Origin of the sequence: Candidatus Nitrotoga sp. 1052 (genome assembly GCF_927312905.1) — a bacterium.
Taxonomy (GTDB): Bacteria; Pseudomonadota; Gammaproteobacteria; order Burkholderiales; family Gallionellaceae; genus Nitrotoga.
In genome coordinates this window covers 23,289-42,225 of sequence record NZ_CAKMHQ010000089.1, presented here as the reverse complement: position 1 = coordinate 42,225, position 18,937 = coordinate 23,289, and the positions used below count along the sequence as shown (strand labels likewise).

13 protein-coding genes and 1 pseudogene are annotated in these 18,937 nt (G+C 52.8%); 8 read left to right on the top strand and 6 right to left on the bottom strand.

What is annotated here, in order from left to right:
- Positions 1 to 183: 183 nt before the first annotated feature.
- The gene (gene arsC, locus MJ768_RS14530) at positions 184 to 543 is read left to right on the top strand and encodes an arsenate reductase (glutaredoxin) (protein WP_445083008.1); all 360 of its coding nucleotides are present in this window, start codon (positions 184 to 186) and stop codon (positions 541 to 543) included.
- 37 nt (positions 544 to 580) lie between these two features.
- Positions 581 to 922, top strand: coding sequence for a zinc ribbon domain-containing protein YjdM (locus tag MJ768_RS14525; RefSeq protein WP_239292736.1), 342 nt, complete (start codon positions 581 to 583; stop codon positions 920 to 922).
- Between the two features lie 479 nt (positions 923 to 1,401).
- Here MJ768_RS14525 and MJ768_RS14520 read toward each other — a convergent pair.
- A pseudogene (locus MJ768_RS14520) lies at positions 1,402 to 2,255 on the bottom strand (IS3 family transposase); the annotation flags it as partial.
- A 430-nt stretch (positions 2,256 to 2,685) separates the two neighbouring features.
- On the opposite strand from MJ768_RS14520, the gene bcsB reads away from it, so the two are divergent.
- The 3 genes from bcsB to MJ768_RS14505 are packed head-to-tail and all read left to right on the top strand — an operon-like array spanning position 2,686 to position 10,068.
- A complete protein-coding gene (gene bcsB, locus MJ768_RS14515) occupies positions 2,686 to 4,857 on the top strand; it encodes a cellulose biosynthesis cyclic di-GMP-binding regulatory protein BcsB (protein WP_239292734.1) in 2,172 nt (723 codons plus the stop codon).
- 10 nt (positions 4,858 to 4,867) lie between these two features.
- Positions 4,868 to 6,079: a cellulose synthase complex periplasmic endoglucanase BcsZ gene (gene bcsZ, locus MJ768_RS14510; protein WP_239292733.1), complete on the top strand. Its 1,212-nt coding sequence runs from the start codon at positions 4,868 to 4,870 to the stop codon at positions 6,077 to 6,079.
- Positions 6,043 to 10,068, top strand: a complete 4,026-nt coding sequence (locus tag MJ768_RS14505) for a cellulose synthase subunit BcsC-related outer membrane protein (RefSeq protein ID WP_239292732.1) — start codon at positions 6,043 to 6,045, stop codon at positions 10,066 to 10,068. Before bcsZ ends, MJ768_RS14505 begins: the two co-directional genes overlap by 37 nt.
- Here MJ768_RS14505 and bcsG read toward each other — a convergent pair whose 3' ends face one another.
- From bcsG to MJ768_RS14480, 5 genes are all read right to left on the bottom strand, one after another.
- A complete protein-coding gene (gene bcsG, locus MJ768_RS14500) occupies positions 10,069 to 11,637 on the bottom strand; it encodes a cellulose biosynthesis protein BcsG (protein ID WP_239292731.1) in 1,569 nt (522 codons plus the stop codon).
- A gap of 40 nt (positions 11,638 to 11,677) precedes the next feature.
- Complete coding sequence (bcsA, locus tag MJ768_RS14495; protein WP_239292730.1) at positions 11,678 to 14,242, bottom strand: UDP-forming cellulose synthase catalytic subunit; 2,565 nt, start codon at positions 14,240 to 14,242, stop codon at positions 11,678 to 11,680.
- On the bottom strand, positions 14,242 to 15,015 hold the full coding sequence (bcsQ, locus tag MJ768_RS14490; protein ID WP_239292729.1) for a cellulose biosynthesis protein BcsQ: 774 nt from the start codon (positions 15,013 to 15,015) through the stop codon (positions 14,242 to 14,244). Before bcsQ ends, bcsA begins: the two co-directional genes overlap by 1 nt.
- A gap of 166 nt (positions 15,016 to 15,181) precedes the next feature.
- Entirely contained in the window at positions 15,182 to 16,960 is a 1,779-nt protein-coding gene (bcsE, locus tag MJ768_RS14485; RefSeq protein WP_239292728.1) for a cellulose biosynthesis protein BcsE, read from the bottom strand.
- Positions 16,961 to 16,995: 35 nt separating this feature from the next.
- A complete protein-coding gene (locus MJ768_RS14480; RefSeq protein ID WP_305855941.1) occupies positions 16,996 to 17,319 on the bottom strand; it encodes a diacylglycerol kinase in 324 nt (107 codons plus the stop codon).
- Between the two features lie 594 nt (positions 17,320 to 17,913).
- On the opposite strand from MJ768_RS14480, the gene MJ768_RS14475 reads away from it, so the two are divergent.
- The 3 genes from MJ768_RS14475 to MJ768_RS14465 all read left to right on the top strand — a co-directional run bounded on the left by MJ768_RS14475 (position 17,914) and on the right by MJ768_RS14465 (position 18,781).
- Positions 17,914 to 18,072 (top strand): DUF3309 family protein, encoded by a 159-nt coding sequence (locus tag MJ768_RS14475; protein ID WP_239292740.1) that lies wholly within the window; start codon positions 17,914 to 17,916, stop codon positions 18,070 to 18,072.
- A 166-nt stretch (positions 18,073 to 18,238) separates the two neighbouring features.
- Positions 18,239 to 18,550 carry a BON domain-containing protein gene (locus MJ768_RS14470; RefSeq protein ID WP_239292726.1) on the top strand — a complete coding sequence of 104 codons (312 nt, stop codon included), beginning with the start codon at positions 18,239 to 18,241 and terminating at the stop codon, positions 18,548 to 18,550.
- Positions 18,551 to 18,616: 66 nt separating this feature from the next.
- Positions 18,617 to 18,781: a DUF1328 domain-containing protein gene (locus MJ768_RS14465; protein WP_239292725.1), complete on the top strand. Its 165-nt coding sequence runs from the start codon at positions 18,617 to 18,619 to the stop codon at positions 18,779 to 18,781.
- Positions 18,782 to 18,937: the final 156 nt, after the last annotated feature.

Sequence of the window (18,937 nt, the reverse complement as noted above, 5' to 3'; positions counted from 1 at the left end):
ATTATCGCTTACATATCAACTATATGCCGCGCTCAAATTTTTTACTCGTGCCTTGCCTTGCTTAGAAAATTGAATTTTTAGAGGCGCCCTTAAGATGGTGCCCGTCATGCTTTTGGTGGTTCGTGTCGTCAACAACTCCAGGTCTTGGTATGATCGGGGCTGAATATTTAAGTAAAGCAGCCTATGACTGACATAACCATCTATCACAACCCCAATTGTGGCACTTCGCGCAACACTCTGGCGATGATCCGCAATAGTGGCACTGAACCACGTGTTATCGAGTATCTAAAAACGCCGCCAAGCCGCGCCGAACTGGTGGCTTTGATTGCAGCCATTGGTAAGCCGGTGCGTGATGTGCTACGCCAAAAAGATTCGCTGTTTGAAGAGCTTGACCTGGATAATCCGAAATGGAGCGATGATGAACTGATTGACTTCATGATCGCGAACCCGATTCTGATCAATCGCCCGATTGTCGTAACGCCTTTGGGGACTCGCTTGTGTCGACCATCTGAATCTGTACTGGATATCCTGCCGCAGCCTTAGCCGGGTGTATCTGAGCCACCTAAAGTTTAAAAAAATTATGCCTACCATCCCAGCTTGCCCCCAATGTGTTATGGAGAACATTTACCAGGATGGCGACAACTATATTTGTGCCGACTGCGGCCATGAGTGGCCGATAGTGAAGACCGCACGGGCAGACGACAACGCAGAACCGGAGGTGAAAGATGCCAATGGCAACGTGCTGGATAATGGCGACTCGGTGGCGCTGATCAAAGATCTGAAAGTCAAGGGGTCGTCTATTACTCTTAAAATGGGCACCAAGGTCAAGAGCATCCGCTTGGTTGCAGGGGACCATGAGGTGGACTGCAAAATGGACTCTGGCAGCTTTATGCTCAAGGCATGTTACCTGAGGAAAGTTTAAGTCCGGATGTATGCCTGCAATTTTTACCTTTTCAAAATCATCGATTGAAAGCTTAGCAAAAGTGGGCTCACATGTCGGGGCAATGGCGCATGGATGCCCCACTCTTATTTCGCTGAATTGGGACAGTGAAAGTTGAGTATTGGTGGAAAGCCGGGGAATGAGGGTTATTTCGTAAAAGTGCGAACTCGTCTTGATTGATGGAATATTATATATCCACGCATATTGTTTATGACTCCTATATAACAGCCATGATTTTGCGGATACTATCACTCGTGTCCGGTTAAATTGAGATACACCGACGGCAACGTCAATATTGATAAAGTTCCAGGTAGCTCATGGGTGTCCACGATTTGAATTTTAGGCTGAGCATTTGCGATCATTCCGAGTTTAGCGAACTCGGGGTCGGTGATCGTCAAGCTAAGTCGCCTGAATGTTTTTGTTCATACTGCTATTTTGTGCGCTAAATCTCCTTTCTTATGTTAGTCTTTGTGTTGATCCGGATTTAGGTGCACAACGAGAACCGGCTGCCAATTTCGTGTGGCCCCGCTCCAACGTTCAGGGCATCTGTTCTTTGCCGCCTCGTAGACGATGGCACGCTTCTCCAATAATGCCGTGTCGAGGCCAGCATGGCGCTCTGCCGGGGTCACAAAGTTGATGGCGCTGTGTCGGTGTTCTTCGTTGTACCATTGCACAAATAAGCCAACCCATTGCCTTGCAGCGAGCATACTTTCAAACGCCCGGCGCGGATAAGCAGGTCGGTATTTTAAGGTCTTGAACAGCGATTCTGAATAGGGATTATCGTTGCTAACCGCCGGACGACTAAACCACGGCGCGACGCCCAGTGCTTGCAAGGTAGCCAGCATCGTGGCGCCTTTCATCGGATTGCCGTTGTCCGATGCAGTACCACCTCATCCGGTTTGATGGCTTCTCGTGCGCAAATATAACGCATAACATCGCTCGCCAGCTCACTGCTTTCCGCATCATAAATCTGCCAGCCGACAACTTTCCGGCTAAAAATATCCATGAACAGATACAGGTAAAAATAGATGCCCTTCACCGGCGTCGGCAGGTAAGTGATGTCACAACTGAACAGCTGATTGGGCGCGGTTCCGCCGAGCGCACGCGGTTTGTGACGGCGTTGCGCGGGTCGTTCGGCACCCCGATGCCGGAGCAAGTTCTCGGCTCTCAGGATGCGATAGAACGTTGATTCAGAAGCGATGTACTCTCCTCGATCCGCCAATATCGGCACGATCTGACTGGGTGGCAGGCTACCGAATTCGTCCGAATTGGCAACCGCCAATACGTGTTTACGCTCCCGCACACTGAGCGATGATGGATCATGCGGATACATTTGTCTGATGGGCAACGCAATAAGTACGGCAACTATTCGGGTCCACATTTTAGGAAGTTAGAAAATAGCCACGGCTTTGTCTTCTCATCTCAATGCAAAAGAGAACTGAACTACCAAACTTGTGCATTACTAAATGACAAGCAGGAGGAAATTCTCCGCCTTAATCCATTTATCGTGCCGATTACATTTCTCTGATAATTCAAACTAGAAATAATGAATTGCAATGGTAAAACCAATGATAAAAAAGATAATAGAATCCCCTGCCAATTAATTGAAATCAGATAAAACCAAAAAATCAAAAATGAAAGTTTCTGTGATTACCAACCTCAACAAATATTTCGTACTGTTCGCAGCTCTTTGTTTAAGCTTTTCATCTCTTTCATGGGCCGCTCAAATAAATGCACCACTTCTCTTGCCAAAGGCAGAAGCCGCACCAATTCCCAGCCGCCAGTCAGTACTAACCATGAAGGACATTGGCGCCTCCCGCCCAATCGAGTTGAAGGGCGTGGATGGTAACGCCTATCTTTCTTTGGGCGTGCGGCTGGACGAGGTCGTCACCAAGGCCAGGCTGCGCCTAAACTACACGCTGTCCCCCGCACTGTTACCAAATCTCTCTCATCTCAAGGTTTACCTGAACGATGAAGTGTTGGCCACGCTGCCGGTGACCAAGGAAAGTCTGGCTGGCCCACAGAAACTTGATCTTGATCTTGATCCACGTTTCTTCACTGATTTTAACAAACTGCACCTGCAGTTGATCGGCCATTACACCAATGATTGCGAATTTCCTCTCCACTCCAGCTTGTGGGCCAACATTAGCAACATGAGCACGCTTGAAATAAATCTGCAATCAATAGCTCTACGCAACGATCTTGCTCTGCTGCCAGCGCCCTTCTTCGATCAACGAGACAATCGCTTGCTTAATCTGCCTTTCATATTTTCCGCCAAGCCATCACTGAATTCCCTGCGGGCGGCGGGCGGTATCGCCTCCTGGTTTGGTGCTTTGGCAAGCTATCGCGGTGCTCGCTTTCCGGCCTATTTGAATCGTCTGCCTGAACGCTATGGAGTGGTTTTCGCAACCAATGACGAACGGCCTGAATTTCTTGCTAAATATCCCAAAGTGGACGCACCGACTATCTCTCTGGTTCAACACCCGGAGAATCCAACAGGCAAGTTACTTCTCATTCTTGGCCGTAATGCTGCCGACCTGCAGCTAGCCGCCGATGCCTTGGCTCTTGGTAAGGCTGCCATGACTGGTACTTCAATTGCCGTCAAGACACTGGAATATCCACCGCGCCGTGTCGCTTACGATGCGCCCAACTGGCTGCAGTCAGGCCGCCCCATCCCATTGGGCCAACTCATCAATAGCCCCGCCGACCTACAGCGCCAGGGTCAGCCCCTCGAATCAATCCTTATCAACGCCCGCTTGCCAGCCGATCTGTTTACCTGGGAAGTGAAGGGAGTGCCGATTGACCTCAAATACCGTTACACGCCACCGGCGGAACAAGGTGATGCCAGCCTGAAAATCGAAATAAACAACCAATTTATCGAGGCCATACCCCTGCTGTCCAGCACGGGAACCCGAGAAAAGAACCGCTTGATACTGCCTATTCTGGATGATGGTTCCCTGCGCGAGCAAAGCGGAGTGGTAATCCCCGCTTTCCACTTGGGCAGCAATAATCAGCTACAGTTTTCATTTTCCATTCCGTCCAGTGACAACGGTCGCTGCAAATCTTCACCACAAGGAAACATGCGCGCTGCAATCGACCCGGATTCAACCTTGGATCTGAGCCACTTTTACCACTACGCAGCGATGCCAAACCTGGCATTTTTCGCTAACAGCGGATTCCCGTTCACCAAGTACGCCGACCTCGCCGAGACCGCGATCGTCATCCCCGATCGGCCCAATACCTTTGACATGGAAGCCATGTTCGCTTTGCTGGGCCACATGGGCCGTTCCACCGGCGTTCCCGCCCTGCGCTTCAAGCTCATACTGACAAAATCAGTGCAGGAGGCAAAAGATTCAGATCTGCTGGTGATTGCCAGTGGTGCCAACAAGGATCTTCTCGCCAGTTGGGGTAAATCCCTTCCAGCCCTGCTGGAAGAAGGAAGCCGCACCTTTACGCCTTTAGGCAAAGCCATGGATATGGCTTATGAATGGTTCGGACTGAGTGAGAATAAAACAGTCAAATCCGGAGCAGGCACCATATTTCTTGGCTCCGGACCCTTGGCCGCCATCATCGGCTTTGAATCACCGCTGAGCCCGTCACGAAGTGTCGTGGCCCTTACTGCCAATACCCCCGCAGCTTTGACCTCAGCTCTTGACGCCCTGAGTGATGGCGGGAAGGTTCAATACATCCGCGGTGACATCGCTTTGATGCGTGGGGAAAGTGTCGAGAGTTTCCGCGTTAATAATGTGTATTACGTTGGCGAATTGCCCTGGTGGCGCTGGATATGGTTCCACCTGTATCACCACCCTCTGTTCCTGACTGCTATCGGCATCGCAATCGGCCTTTTTGTTGCGCTGCTTGCCTTTGGTGCCCTACGTAGCCTGGCTGCCAGACGACTCGGCCAACATAAGGAATAAGCACCTGGAAATGAAATATTTATTCGTGGGTACCATACGTAAGGCAGGCGTTTTGCTGTGCCGGGGATGCCAAATTCTCGCTGCGCTCTGCTTCTGCTTGGGGGCTGCTCAAGCAATAACAGCAGAACCCACTTGCCAGGAAGACTGGCCTGCTTGGCAAAGCTTCAAGTCAGGATTCATTAGTGAGGGCGGACGAGTAGTGGATGGCAATACCCCCCGCAAACAGACCGTATCAGAAGGACAGGCCTATGCGCTGTTTTTCTCCTTGGTGGCCAACGATCGCAAAACCTTCGACAAAATCCTGCAATGGACCGAAAACAATCTGGCAAATGGTGACCTGACCAGCCATCTGCCAGCTTGGCTATGGGGTCGCAGAGATGATGGCAACTGGGGTGTGCTGGACAAAAATCCGGCATCGGATGCCGATCTGTGGATGGTCTATGCGTTGGGAGAAGCGGGCCGGCTCTGGGGCGACCGCCGCTTCGTTGCGCTTTCATCGCTGCTGGCCAACCGTATTTTGCGCGAAGAAACCGCAGACCTGCCGGGTCTAGGTCCCACCCTGCTACCTGCACCGCGCGGCTTCAAGGTGGGAGAGAAGGCTTGGCGCCTCAATCCCAGCTACCTGCCCATGCAGCTAATGGACTGGCTAAGCAGCCGGAGTCCAGATCCCACTTGGCAGCGGATCTCGGAATCCTCCCTGCGAATCATCTTGGAATCCGCCCCACGGGGATTCTCGCCTGACTGGACGATCTATCAGGACAGCAGGGGATTCCGAATGGATAGTGCGGGAGAAGAAAAAGGCACAGGTGGCTATAACGCCATCCGGGTTTATCTGTGGACCGGCATGCTTGCGCCCGAAGCTCCTGCCCAACCAAGACTTCTTGCTGCTTTTGCTCCCATGGCTGGCTTTATCGCGCGCCACGGCTACCCGCCAGAGTATGTCAATATAATCACGGGTGAAGCCAATGGCCCAGGGCCATCAGGATTTTCCGCCGCACTGCTACCCTTCCTGGCCGCCCGGGAAGATAGCGCCGCCCTGCAGGGACAACTCGATCGTCTGACGGCTCGCCCACCGCGGCCGGACGCCTACTATGAACAGGCGCTTTCCCTCTTTGCCCATGGCTGGATGGAAGGGCGCTACCATTTCACGAAAAATGGCAGCCTGCTGCCCTCTTGGCAAAAACCATGCAGCTCCGCCTCATCCCGCTTGCCTTCGCACTGACTCTGGCCGGGTTGTTGAGTGCTCCAGCCCTTGCCAGTCCAGAAAATAGCGCTAGTGCCGACCTGCTGCGCAGCGCCCGCATGTGGGAAGCCAAGGATCGTCCGGATCTGGCACGTGTCATGCTGGAAAAATTACTGGCGATCGAATCCAATCCGGAAGTGCTGTTTATGCTGGGAAGCATTGAACTGCGTACGGGGAATATAAAACTTGCCGGTGAATATTTGCGTCGCCTGGAACAGCGTTATCCTCAACACTCCAAGACTCTGGGTCTGCGCAGCCTGTATCGGGTTAACACCACTGAGAAGCTGGCTCTGGCAAACGCACGTCTGATGGCCAGAGCCGGCAACGCCAAGGAAGCTGCCAGAATCATGCGCCGGTTGTTTCCGGAAGGTCCCCCCCCAGGTGAACTCGGACTCGAATATTACCAACTCGTGAGTAGCACTGCCGCAGATCAGCAAACGGCAAAATCCGCTCTCGACAAGCTCTACCGGGAAACAGGGGAAGCACGCTACCGCCTTGCCTGGCTCAAGCTGCAGAGCAATCAGGGCAGCAAACAGGAAATCCTGCAAGGTTATGAATCCTTGGCCGCTGCGCCCGACGTTAACCGACAAAAAATACGCGAAAACTGGTGGGCTGCCATAAAGCGTCTCGCGGCAGCACCGGCAACCTTGCCCTGGGTCCTGCGCTATCTGAAAGAATTTCCTAATGACCAGAATGCCATCGAATATCTGGCGGAACTACAACAATTGCATGAGAAAGCGTTGCGCATCGCCAATGACCCTGCGGTACGTGCCCGTCAAACTGGGATCGCTTTTCTGGAACACGAACAGCTGGAAGATGCCCAGCGTGAACTGCAAAACTCGCTATCAAAACGCCCCAAGGATCCCAAAGTGCTGGGTAGCATCGGCTTGCTTCGCTTGCGCCAAGGGCGTCACGAAGAGGCTAAGAGCTGGTTTCAGCGTGCGGCCAGGGTTGAACCGGGCAGCAACCAATGGCGTGGCCTGATCCGCACTGCAAATTTCTGGGGGCAAATGAAACGGGCCGATGCGTTACTCGAAGCCGGAAAGCTGGCTGAAGCGCAACAGTTTGCACGGCAAGCACTGAGTATCGAACCGAACAATGCCGATGGGCTCGCCCTGCTGGGCAATATTCTCGCCCGTGGCCAGAACCTGGCCGGTGCCGAATCACTCTACCGTGATGCTCTCAAACGGGATGCGGGCAATGCTTCGGCTATGCGCGGCCTACTTGCGCTTCTCTCCCGCAGCGAACGACGCGATGAAGCCCAAGCATTGATCGCCGAATTTCGCCAAAGAAACCCCAAGGAAGCTAACCGGTTCAACGAAACCCAAGCCAGCCTGCTACGGGATGAAGCCGAGGCATTCATCAGCGCTCACCGCACCAGCCATGCCCTGCTGGCATTGGAAACCGCTTTACTCCTCGCCCCTCGTGATGCCTGGATTCGCCATGATCTGGCAAATCTGTATGAGAGCCTGGGCTTGCAGACCCTCAGTCGCCGTGTAATGGCAGAGGGTGCTGCGCTGGCCCCGGACGACTCCGGCATGAACTATGCCTATGCTTTGGTGCTGACTGCCCAAGAGCGAGAAGAAGAAGCGCTCCAGCGCTTGGCCCGCATCCCCCTGTCGGCACGTTCCAGCGCCATGAACGAACTGGAAACGCGCACCTGGATCAAGTTGCGCATCCGTCAGGCCAAGAAGTTCCAAGCTGGCGGCAAGAGGGACACAGCAGTCCAGATGCTGCTTCTTGCTGAACGACATGCCGCGGACAAGCCGAGTGCGATCGAACAAGTATCGGAAGGCTGGTTTACCATCGATCAACCAGCTCGCGGCCTCGCCCTGATGAAGCGACACCTGATTGACGCGAAAACTGCAACGGCCGGCAGCCAGCTCTATTACGCATCGCTGCTCAATCGGGCCAAACAGGATGACACACTAAGCATTTTCCTGCCCGAACTACAGCAACGCTCCGACTGGAATGACGAGCAACGGGAGACCATTCTGGCAATCGAAACTGACCTTACTGCCCGGCAAATCGAGCATCTGCTGCAGCGAGGCGAAGAAGCTCAGGCTCGCACCCTTGCCGCCCGGGCGTCTGTGTCAGGTCGAGCAGGCGAGATTTCGACCCTGAAAGCCCAGGCTCGCCTGCTGCTGGAGGCTAACGACTCGAAAGCCGCCCTGCTGATCTTGAAGGCGATACTGGATAAACATCCGGACGACCTGGAGTCACGTTTAAACCTCGCACAGGCATACGCCCAGGCAGGGGAAAAGCAGGCTGCTCAGGAGACGATCGATCAGCTGCTACCGCATTTGCGTGAGAATGATGTGGATACCAGGCTATCCGTTATCCGGCTGGAAGTTCGCCTTGGAAATATAGCCCAAGCTAGAAAGATGATTGCAAATCTGCTCGCCAGCAACCCCGGCAATCCGGATATTCTAATCCAGGCAGGCCGTATCGAACACAGTGACCGACAGTATCATGCTGCCCTGGCCTATTTCCGCCAAGCACTGGCCCTGGAGAGGCGTGCTCCGGGCGTGGCAACGACCATTGCAACGACCGCTGACTCAGTGCCTCTCCTCAATCTAGAACATGAGCGCCCGCTGATCGGCCTAGCACTACAACTTGGCAACTCCCTGGGGTTGCCCGATGCAGGTAAGAATGCAGGTGCCGCTGACAAACCAAAATCTGTAGCGGAATCCAACTTGCATGGCCTGCTCATGACCGAAGACATCACAAACCTGGGCACCGACATCCCCCTCGTCCCGTCCATACCAGAGCTGGGGAAAACAGCTTTAATTCGCCGCCCCACCAGAGCAGAGGAGGAAATTACCCGTATTGAGGCCAGGCGAGATCCCCGCATTGAAATAGGGTTCGAAAAGCTCAGCAGGAACTCTTCAAACGGCACATCCACCTATCACGGAACGGAGACTCCAATGGTCGGGTGGTGGCCGGTAGGCTATGACGGGCATGGCTTCATCCATATGGACCGGGTCAGTGTCGATGCTGGCGAGCTCGCCGCAGGCGATGCTCCTCTCTTTGGCAAGTTGGGAGTGAGGCCATCCTCTCTCCCTCCTCCATTTGCGCAAAAGGTAGATGGTACCTCGGTCGGTATGGGCTATGAGGGTGATGAATTACGCTGGGATTTGGGCATGATCGGTATCGGTTTTCCGGTCCAGAATATGGTCGGGGGCATTCGCAAAGGCTGGGAAGCAAACAAAGTGGACTACGCCCTTGAAATTTTCCGACGCCCCCAAACTAACAGCCTGCTTTCCTATTCCGGCGCGCGCGACCCCGCTACAGGTGAAATCTGGGGGGGGATAGCCTATACCGGGGTTGGCGGTCGGCTTGCCCACACTTTTGGTCAGTTTAATACCTTCGCCAGCGCCGAATATGGCCTATTGCGGGGCAAGAATGTACTCGATAACAATCGTCTCGCCCTGCGCATCGGCATAGACAAGGACGTGCTGCGCCGGGAAGACATGTGGGTCAATCTGGGACTAACCCTGACCCACTGGCGCTACAAGGAAAACGAGTCCTTCTACACTTTTGGTCATGGCGGTTACTACAGCCCGCAAAGCTACACTTCAGTGAACCTGCCGATAGAGTGGGCAGGCCGTAGCGGGAAGCTTTCCTATTTGCTGAGGGGTTCAACCTCCTTCGCCTGGACCGATGAGAAACGTATGCCTTATTACCCAACAAACAGCGCTTTGCAAAGTGATGCTGTCAATAGTGGCAATAGCATCGACCCTGGATTTTACCCCGGGGGGGACGGTGGTGGAAAAGGCTATTCCCTGCGGTTGGCAACCGAATACCAGGTTACGCCTAACCTGGCCATTGGTGGATATCACAACATGGATCGCACAGCCTTCTATACTCCAAACTTAACTTTTATATACCTGCGCTACTTGTTTAAGGCTCATTCAGAACCAGCGCGCTTCCCGCCGATAACGGCTAGGCCCTACTCCCGCTTCTGATCACAACCCAGGCTGATAATCGACCCAGGTGCCCTCCGAGCGCATCAGATAACCGTTCTCACGTCCCATTACAACGATATCCTCATTTTCGCTCACGAAAGGTGTATCCAGCAGATTTTGTACCCGCTCCGCCAGAGGTTTGCCGCCAGTCCCGGTAAAGGGGCTATCCGCGATAAAGTCGGCAAGAAGCGTGCTAATCGCAAAGTAACTAACCGGCTTGACCACCTGCAAGGGTTGGCGTGGAGCATCCCCTGACTTACCTTTGAAGCCTATCAGCTTGATGGCGGCAGGTACCAGGGTGATTTTGGGATTGGGAATTTCACGCATACCGGATATCTGCACCTTGTCTCCCCGCAAGGCAGCGCCATGTTCTGGCACCAGAATCACTACCACCGGCCTCCCCCTGTCCTCAAGAAAGGTGATGAAGCGATCAAAATCCGACATCAATTTATCCAGACGCGGCTTGAAAGTTTCCAGACTAGAACGCGACTTTACCCCAGGAATACGGTTTCCGTCATGCAAGGTAGTGGTGTTGTAGTACAAGGCTCGTGGCCGGCCAGATGGCTGCTGGTGCTTCCACCACTCCGAGAGTAGCGGGAAATCCTCGTAAATAGGGGTGTCGTCAAAACTTCGCATAGATACGGGCGCGAAGCGATTGTCGTCCAGCTTTACCCCGATACCAGATAATCCTTGTACCAGACTTGCGAACTGGTCGAAGTGTCCGTCATGATTGAGCAGGCCACGCACTTCGAAGCCAGCAGCCTCAAAATTGCGGAACAGGTTGCACTGGGATGCATCCCCTTCATACATCTTGCTGTGCGAAAGTTGGCCGCAATTACTGCGAAACAGGCGTAAGGCACCGGGACCGCTGTAACTGGCGGCCGAATTAAAACGACGAAACACTACATCAAAATGATTTAACAGGGTGACGTTGCTTTCGCCCACGTAGTCCATGTCGTCCCATGAAAGAGAACAGACATGCAGGAACACCACATCAAAGGGCACGGCAGAGTCTGCAATAGATGGAAAGCTCACCCGCTTGCCCTGTTCGGCGGCGTAAAAGGCTTCTAGCTGGGCCGTCGGCTCCTGCTTATCCGGCGAAACAGTGGCGCTTACACCCGCTAGCGCCGGACGGGGAGAAACAATCTGGACGATATTGCCACCCTGTAGGCTAACAATAGGCGCGCTCAGGATGCCAAGAAAAGCCAGTGTGGCAAAACGCAGACGGCGACGCAGCAGCAGATAAACCACCAACAGAAGTCCCAGAGCAGCAAGTATCCAGAGATTCACAAAGCGGCCCAGGAGCTCCAGCAGGTAATCATTGCCGAACCCTGTCAGAGCTTCCTTCTGGGAAAGGACGCGCGAAATCGGCGGCAGCCAGGAATCATGATAAAGCAGGGCTAGACCTACTGGCATCGCCAGAACCGTGCGTATCAGGCGATGGCGGTTAGACGCCAGAGGCAGTACAAGCGTAACGGCGAAGATCAGGTTTGGTAGCCAGTGAAAACCAATAAACCCGCTGTAAAACAGGCCCAGTTTGGCAATAAAATAAATACTCCAGTAACCCATATTTGTTATCGACTCCCGAAATTTATACAGCCTGAAATCATCAAATCATTTGTCTCCCAAGCCAACCCCGCACCAACTGACGCTGCCTCGCCAAACCCTTGCCCAGGTTACGCCACAGACTGCGGTAACCCTTGAACCCAAAGGTGGCTATTTCTTTCAGGCTTTGCAGCGGGCGATCCACGCCCTGCTCGTCCGACCAATTGCTCCAGGCATCGGGCCGGGCAAAAGTACACTGAACCAGATTTGCTTCCTGCTCTATGCTCAGATTGTCGAACTGAACTCCAAGCTTGTTGCCATGACTCGCAATTACTCTTGCAGGAAAGGCGAATTCCACCTCGTCATTCCAAAGCGAAACCCAAACCCGTTCTTTCACCGGCAACTCTAATTCCCGGTCGAGCATCAGGCCAAGGCCAGTCATGGAATAGTCTTCGGTGCGACACATCTTGGTACTCCCATCCATAAAATGCAATGCTACCAACAGGTTAGCAGATACCCGGTGGGATACTCGCACTTGCCTGGCTTCAGTGGCGACGCCAATTGCTGCACCTAATATCAGGAGGTTGTAGATTGTCCAGCTCAGGTTGAGCAACACTGTTCCCATTTCAAAAGTGTTCCAGAAGAAAAGCCGCCCCAGGCCGATGGACAACCCGGCAATATTAAGTACAGCTAGTACGATATACGGTTTGGAAATGGTCCAATCGAAGAAAGAGTTCTCGATCAGGCCTCCTTTGGCCGTGACATTGAATTTTCCGGCCCCAGGATTAAAGACGGCGACGGCAGTGGGCAGGATGATGTACCAAGCCAAAACCGACTCATATACCTCGGCCCAGAACGAGTGCCGATGCGGCCCCTGGATGTGTGCATTGGCCAGATTGGCCTGCAGCATGTGGGGCAGCACGTAGAGGGCGAGCATGGCGGCTGCCGCGCTGATGATGTGGACTTCGAAATAAAGATAGGTCAAAGGGGCCGTCAGAAAAATAAGGCGCGGAATTCCATAGAAGAAATGCAGCATCGCGTTGCTGTAACAGATGCGCTGAAAGAAGCTCAAACCCTTACCCAAGAATGGATTGTCGATTCTAAAAATCTGCGCCATGCCTCGTGCCCAGCGGATACGCTGGCCGATGTGGCTTGAGAGGCTTTCGGTAGCCAGCCCTGCTGCTAAAGGAATATTGATGTAGGCAGTAGTGTAGCCGAGCCGGTGGAGTTTCAGGGCGGTGTGGGCATCTTCGGTCACCGTTTCAACGGCAACCCCTCCTACCTCTTCGAGTGGCCCCCGACGCATTACCGCACAAGAGCCACAGAAAAAGGTGGCATTCCAGAAATCGTTGCCGTCCTGGATCAAGCCATAGAACAAGGCGCCCTCGTTGGGAACCTTGCGGAAAGTGCCGAGGTTGCGCTCGAAGGTGTCAGGGGAAAAAAAGTGATGGGGCGTCTGCAGCATGGCGCAACGCTTGTCCTTGAGAAACCAGCCCATTGTCGACTGCAGAAAGGAGTTAGTGGGCAGGTGATCGCAGTCAAAAATGGCCACGTACTCGCCGCTAGTCAATTTTAGTGCATGGTTCAGATTGCCCGCCTTGGCATGGGCGTTGTCGGGCCGAATGATGTAACCCACCCCGGCTTCCTTGGCAAAGCGACGGAATTCATCCCGTCGCCCATCGTCTAGGATATAAATATTGAGCTTATCTCTGGGCCAGTCTATCCCCTTGGCAGCAAGAACCGTCGGCTCCACCACCTTGAGAGGCTCGTTGTAGGTGGGAATGAATACATCGACACTGGGCCACAGGGTGGTGTCCGCTGGCAGGCTCAAGGTGTGCCGCTTGAGGGGCCAGGCATTCTGGACGTAGCCAAGCAGAAGAACCAGCCAAGTATATATCTCCGCAAGGAGCAAACCGATGGCAAGAAAGGTCTCCCAGCCGGAATCCAGCGGGATGGTCTGGGTCAATCGCCACCAGCCGTAGCGGCATGATGCCAGCACTGAAAGGGCGATCAATATCAGAGCGGGCAGATTACCGGGAATGCGCCGCACGAACAGCGCGGTTCCCCACAAGCAGACAAGGAATAAAAACTGCCCAAACCAGGTAAAGGGAGTGGTGACCACCAGCCAGAAAAAGAATGTTGAAGATAGAACCAGCAACCAGAGTAGCAAAGGCTTGCGAAAAGAAGGCGCCTCCAGCCAGCCCTCCAAGCGGCGACCAACCGCCTCGTGGTCCACTGTCGGCAGGAATGAGAGCAGCCGCTGCCAAAGCCAGCGCAGGACTCGAACTCCTGCCAGTACAATCCACACCACAGCGGAAAACAGCAGGCCAATAGTGTGAACCGACAAGGCAAGAAAAGTGCTCCAGAAAGAGGTTTCAGTGCGTGCGGCTCGATCCGGAGGATAAATAAATAAATGCAGCACCCACTGCCAGACGCTACGCTTGTCAACCACTCCCAGTTCCTTAGCCAGCCAGCCCATCGGATCAGGGCGCGATCTAACCTCCAGTCGGGCCGATGCAGCCAACTCATCAGCCTTCGGCAACCAGAACAGTCGCTTCAGCCATAGACTTGATTGGTCCGGCCGAAACACACCAAAATGACGAGCGGCCCAGAGCAGAAAATAGCGCATCAAACTTGCACCCTTCCGTCGAGGCTGCTTGCAGGTCCAGCAAGCAGCCAGTTGAGCAAGCCGTTCAAATCATGGGCGACTAGGGAGTCCGGGCTTAAGCTCTGTAAGTTCGCCCGATTTGCGACTGCACGTGGAATCGCCTCATCCCGATGAATGGGATAAGGTGATAGCCGCATCTGCAGAGACGACCGGAATCGTGCCAATAAATCGCTTTGAAGTGCTCGGGTACTATCCAGACCGTTCATCACATAGATGGACTGACGCCCTGGAGCGCACCGGGACAGCGCAGCTTCCACCGCTGGTAACAGAGCCAAGGAGCGAACATCTGGCGCCAGCACAGCAAGCACCAAGTCTGCTGCAACCATGGCCTGGCGTGCATAGGGAGAAGGCAAACGGGGTGTATCCATTAGTAGAAAAGCCCCTGGCGGATAATCAATCTGAGCGATACATTTCTTGAGCCACTCGGGTTCTGTACGCAGGTGTTGCTCAAAAGTAACCAGGCTGGCTTCATTAGCCCGACCAAACGGCAAACAAGCCACTTCGTTTGAATTGACAAGCGCACTCTTGCCAAATTCTTTCCTTGTCAGGTAGTCCGGTAGCAGTCCACCTAAGCTAACTTCATCACTACCGAGCAGAGTGGATAATAGGTTTTGGGGATCGAAGTCCAGGGCCAGAACCGCAATTTCGCGCTGGGCAAGCAAAGTGGCCAGGCTGGCCGTCAGAGTGGATCGACCGACACCGCCTGCGGCTGAAACAATGGCAATTTTGAACATGAGTCAGTCCCTTGAGCCAGGCACCCGTTCGGTGTGACTAGGCTTATAGGGCACTATGCAACGCAAATGCCGACGCAAGAACAGGCGTCGTAGCAACCGGTACTTCAGAACATAATAGGCAATTACAGCTAGCACTGCGCCTGAAAGGAAGGATAACAGGAAATTTTCAAGCATTATTGAGGGCTTGTTCAGAAAAAGTAGAAAGCATGTCAGTCGTTACATGCCGAGGTAGGGGGAAAGGCCGCATGGCCCGGTGCTTGACCACGGGGCATGTCAATTTGGGCTCAGTGATTTCAGTCGATGAAGGCGGGAAAATTTGCACCACCTCCTCCTGGAGGCCAGTTGTTGCAATCGGGCGCTCGACTTTGTCTTCCAGAATCGGCAGGCCGACTTGCAGCATCGCCGAGTAATCGGACATAGGCGAGCTTTCGTTGTCTCGCCGCAGCTGACCTACGGTTTCCAAGATCAGCTCTGGTGTCGGCTCAATGATATGGGAAGAAAACAGTTCCGTCACAGGCACGGAAAAAAGCCGATCGAGCGTCGAATCCACATCAGACTCCCGGCAAGCAAACAAAAACAGATAAACACTATTCTGATCGGCGGTAAAGATATCGCCAAATCTTCGTGCCTGGCAGGCCTGGAGAGCATCCAGTTGTGCTACCCGTGAAAGAATTGGAAGATGCACCAGGCTATGGCCCAGATTGATACGCTCGGAACGTTTGAGCATTGCTGCCACTTCGCGACAAAAGGTGGACGGCGATAGGTAACCGGCAACCCGGTTCGGCTCAGCGGCCTGCACAGCAAGAAGATATTCATTCTCAACCGGACGACTGAAGGTCTGGGCAGCTATGTCATTTATTACCTGCAATAAGCGAGAGAATGGAGTTTCCTTGTGCACCATCAAGTTTACCCCCAAACGCAGGAGCACCAACTCATTGTTGTAACGGAGTTTATTGCCAACCTCTCGCACGATAATTTTTAGGGAACGTGGATGGGACAGGCGCATGCGATGGACGAATCGCGATAGCGTTTCAAACTCTTGGTCACCATCCGCATGCAACAGGATGGTAGCGGCCACCGCATTATTACAGACCGCTTCCATATCAGACAGATTATTTACCACTGTCCATTCTGCGGGCACACCCTTTACCCCAGCCACGATAGCGGCTGTCGCTATGACCCGCCCTTGGTCAGGCGCATAAAGAACCACCTGCCCTCTAGCATTCATTTCAGAGCCATCTGAATGCAGAGATTTATCCTGTGCGGACAATTTCAGGCCGAATTGCCGATTTACACTCTTATCCTGCCCCGCCCACCGTTCAACCGTTAACAAGCCACCGCCGCAATCCGCGTCCAGCACTGCGAGGTTGGGCACAAGTTCCGGCAACATTCGCAGTAATGACAAAAAACCATGAGCTCCGTTAATATCCTCGATTATCAGGAGAATGGGAGCATGATGATTAGTAGCCCAAGTCTTCCAGGCCTGCCACTGTTTGATAAGTAGATCATGGTTTTGCCAATCGAAGATCGCCTGACCCTCCTGAACCAGCACAGCGTGTTGTGCTGTCACACCACAAGCATCAATCTCATCAAAGAAACGATTAGCGCCAAGTCGCCCCATGGTTTCGGCACAATCATCGGTAATACGGAAAAAAACAAGTGCACCGCGGCTGCATTCATCGGGGCTATCAAGACTGCGGGCGAACTGGTCCATAAATTTCTGGCCGGACCCTCCCGATGCCAGTATGGCCAGCGGCCCTGCCTTTCTAAAATTCCGTGCTGACGATAGTGCGCAACACTGCCCTAGCGCCTCGTCCCGCACTAGCAGAACACTTGCCAAGCCGGCGCTGCACAGGCCAACATCAGCAGGTAAACCAAGCACTCCCAGACGAGTCTGATTGATCGTGGCATCCACCAGAACATTGCCTCTGCGCAATGAGCGCATGATCAAAGACACGAATCGCCCGAGCATATTTATCTTTACCCCAAGGACCAGAGAATCATGGTCCAAGTCAGAACGGCATTCGTCAGTGCCAACAAAACAGCAGCGCTGCCCATGTCTTTTGCTTTCTTGGCCAATGGATGAATATCCAGGGATACCCGATCCACGGTGGCTTCAATGGCCGAGTTGATCATTTCCACCACCAGCACCAGCATGACGCTAGCTACCAGCAGCACCCGCTGGGTCACACCCACTGGCACCATGAAGGCCACCGGCACAAGAACGATGGCGAGAATAACTTCCTGGCGAAAGGCGGCCTCATCTTGCCAAGCAAGCAGTAGTCCAGAAAGGGAATAGCTCATGGCATTCACCAACCGGCGTAGCCCGGTAGCTTTGTGGGGGTTCTCATTTGACATGTTTACGGATTTCACGCTGTGGATTCAATTTCGCAGTGCAACACTCAATGGTGGTTTAGTCTGTGCATCGTTTTCAGTAGAAGACTTATCTCCTCATCAACCTTGGATAAAGCCTACCATTACGCTGTCTATCTATAATCATACTTTATGCCCGTGTGGCTTATCGTATTCCTTTTATCGGTCTACCAAGTCAAAGATTGAGGCGAACTTACATAGTAAATCATCGAATAGATTGATCAGAATATCTAGCCAGAATGTTGAATAAACCGCTCTGAAATATTACTTTGCATTGATTTTCTGTGTGCGGTGGAGCACAGACGACCGCCCTCGTTTGAGCGATACTTTCAAATAAGGGCATGACTATGACTGCCAAGATCAACGGGGGTTGCTGCGTAGTCTAGTAAATGACTTGTCTCGAAGGGGCAGCTTTTGAAACAGCTGGAAGGCTGGTTCCAACGTGCCGATGAAAGCGACATTGTCGTGCTGCGATTAGATTTCTCAGGTGTTACGCTGCTACGATTTATTATTAGGAGATATAAAATGTCATTAGGAACAATCTTGCTTATTATTGTTATCCTGCTGCTGATCGGTGCGATCCCAAGCTGGCCTCACAGCCGTGGTTGGGGTTACGGTCCCAGCGGTGGTCTTGGACTGGTATTGCTGATCCTGATCATTCTGTTGCTAATGGGCAAAATATAGCGCATTTGCTCTAATTTCGTCTTCTGGCGATTACTCAGCGGGCAGCGAAATCCAAGTTTTTGTTTTACCACGCAACGAAAGGTTGCAGACACGAGACTCTTGATTCTGTTTTAGTTCAAGCATCGAGAGGCAATTTAGCTTCATCATTTATCTGGAGGGCATTACCATGACACAATTTAAACGTTTTTCCACTTTTTTCCTGACTGCCCTGTTGGCTTTTTTTGTGGGTTGCGCATCTACGTCGAAGCAGGAAGGGACAGGAGAATATATTGACGACACCGTTCTGACCACGAAGGTCAAGGCGGCTGTTTTGAATGAGCCCTCCCTGAAGTCCGCCGAAATTAACGTCGAAACCTTCAAGGGTGAGGTACAACTGAGCGGTTTTGTCAGTTCCCAAGCTGATATCAATAAGGCGGCCGAGGTTGCGCGTGGCGTCAAAGGAGTGAAATCGGTCAAGAATGATATGCGGCTCAAATAAAAATAGCGGTCGGTCTTCAAGCATGACAATGTCTAGTTGACCGACCGTCAAAAAAAGGGAAATAAAATGCTACATTACACCGTTGTATTTCTAGTCATCGCGCTTGTCGCTGCTTTACTCGGCTTTACCGGTATTGCGGCCGGTGCCGCCGAGATCGCCAAAATACTGTTCTTCATCTTCATTATCTTGTTTGTCATCTCGCTTATCATGGGACTAATGCGTCGCAAGTGACCTTGTTTGGTAGCGCTTGGTATTTCGTTGAATTCAGGTAGTGTGATGGATTCAGGTTCTATCACATTAGAAATGGATAACAACTTGAATTTCAAGTTGATTTGTCTTTTTTAACTTGAAAGTTTCTTTTAGCCAGATGACATTTAAGCACTTGGT

Excerpts from the sequence above, each read along its gene's own strand:
- arsC (WP_445083008.1), top strand. The coding sequence starts at position 184 with ATGACTGACATAACCATCTATCACAACCCCAATTGTGGCACTTCGCGC.
- MJ768_RS14525 (WP_239292736.1), top strand. The coding sequence starts at position 581 with ATGCCTACCATCCCAGCTTGCCCCCAATGTGTTATGGAGAACATTTAC.
- bcsZ (WP_239292733.1), top strand. The coding sequence starts at position 4,868 with ATGAAATATTTATTCGTGGGTACCATACGTAAGGCAGGCGTTTTGCTG.
- MJ768_RS14505 (WP_239292732.1), top strand. The coding sequence starts at position 6,043 with ATGCAGCTCCGCCTCATCCCGCTTGCCTTCGCACTGACTCTGGCCGGG.
- bcsG (WP_239292731.1), bottom strand. The coding sequence starts at position 11,637 with ATGGGTTACTGGAGTATTTATTTTATTGCCAAACTGGGCCTGTTTTAC.
- bcsA (WP_239292730.1), bottom strand. The coding sequence starts at position 14,242 with ATGCGCTATTTTCTGCTCTGGGCCGCTCGTCATTTTGGTGTGTTTCGG.
- bcsQ (WP_239292729.1), bottom strand. The coding sequence starts at position 15,015 with ATGTTCAAAATTGCCATTGTTTCAGCCGCAGGCGGTGTCGGTCGATCC.
- bcsE (WP_239292728.1), bottom strand. The coding sequence starts at position 16,960 with ATGCGCTCATTGCGCAGAGGCAATGTTCTGGTGGATGCCACGATCAAT.
- MJ768_RS14480 (WP_305855941.1), bottom strand. The coding sequence starts at position 17,319 with ATGAGCTATTCCCTTTCTGGACTACTGCTTGCTTGGCAAGATGAGGCC.
- MJ768_RS14475 (WP_239292740.1), top strand. The coding sequence starts at position 17,914 with ATGTCATTAGGAACAATCTTGCTTATTATTGTTATCCTGCTGCTGATC.
- MJ768_RS14470 (WP_239292726.1), top strand. The coding sequence starts at position 18,239 with ATGACACAATTTAAACGTTTTTCCACTTTTTTCCTGACTGCCCTGTTG.
- MJ768_RS14465 (WP_239292725.1), top strand. The coding sequence starts at position 18,617 with ATGCTACATTACACCGTTGTATTTCTAGTCATCGCGCTTGTCGCTGCT.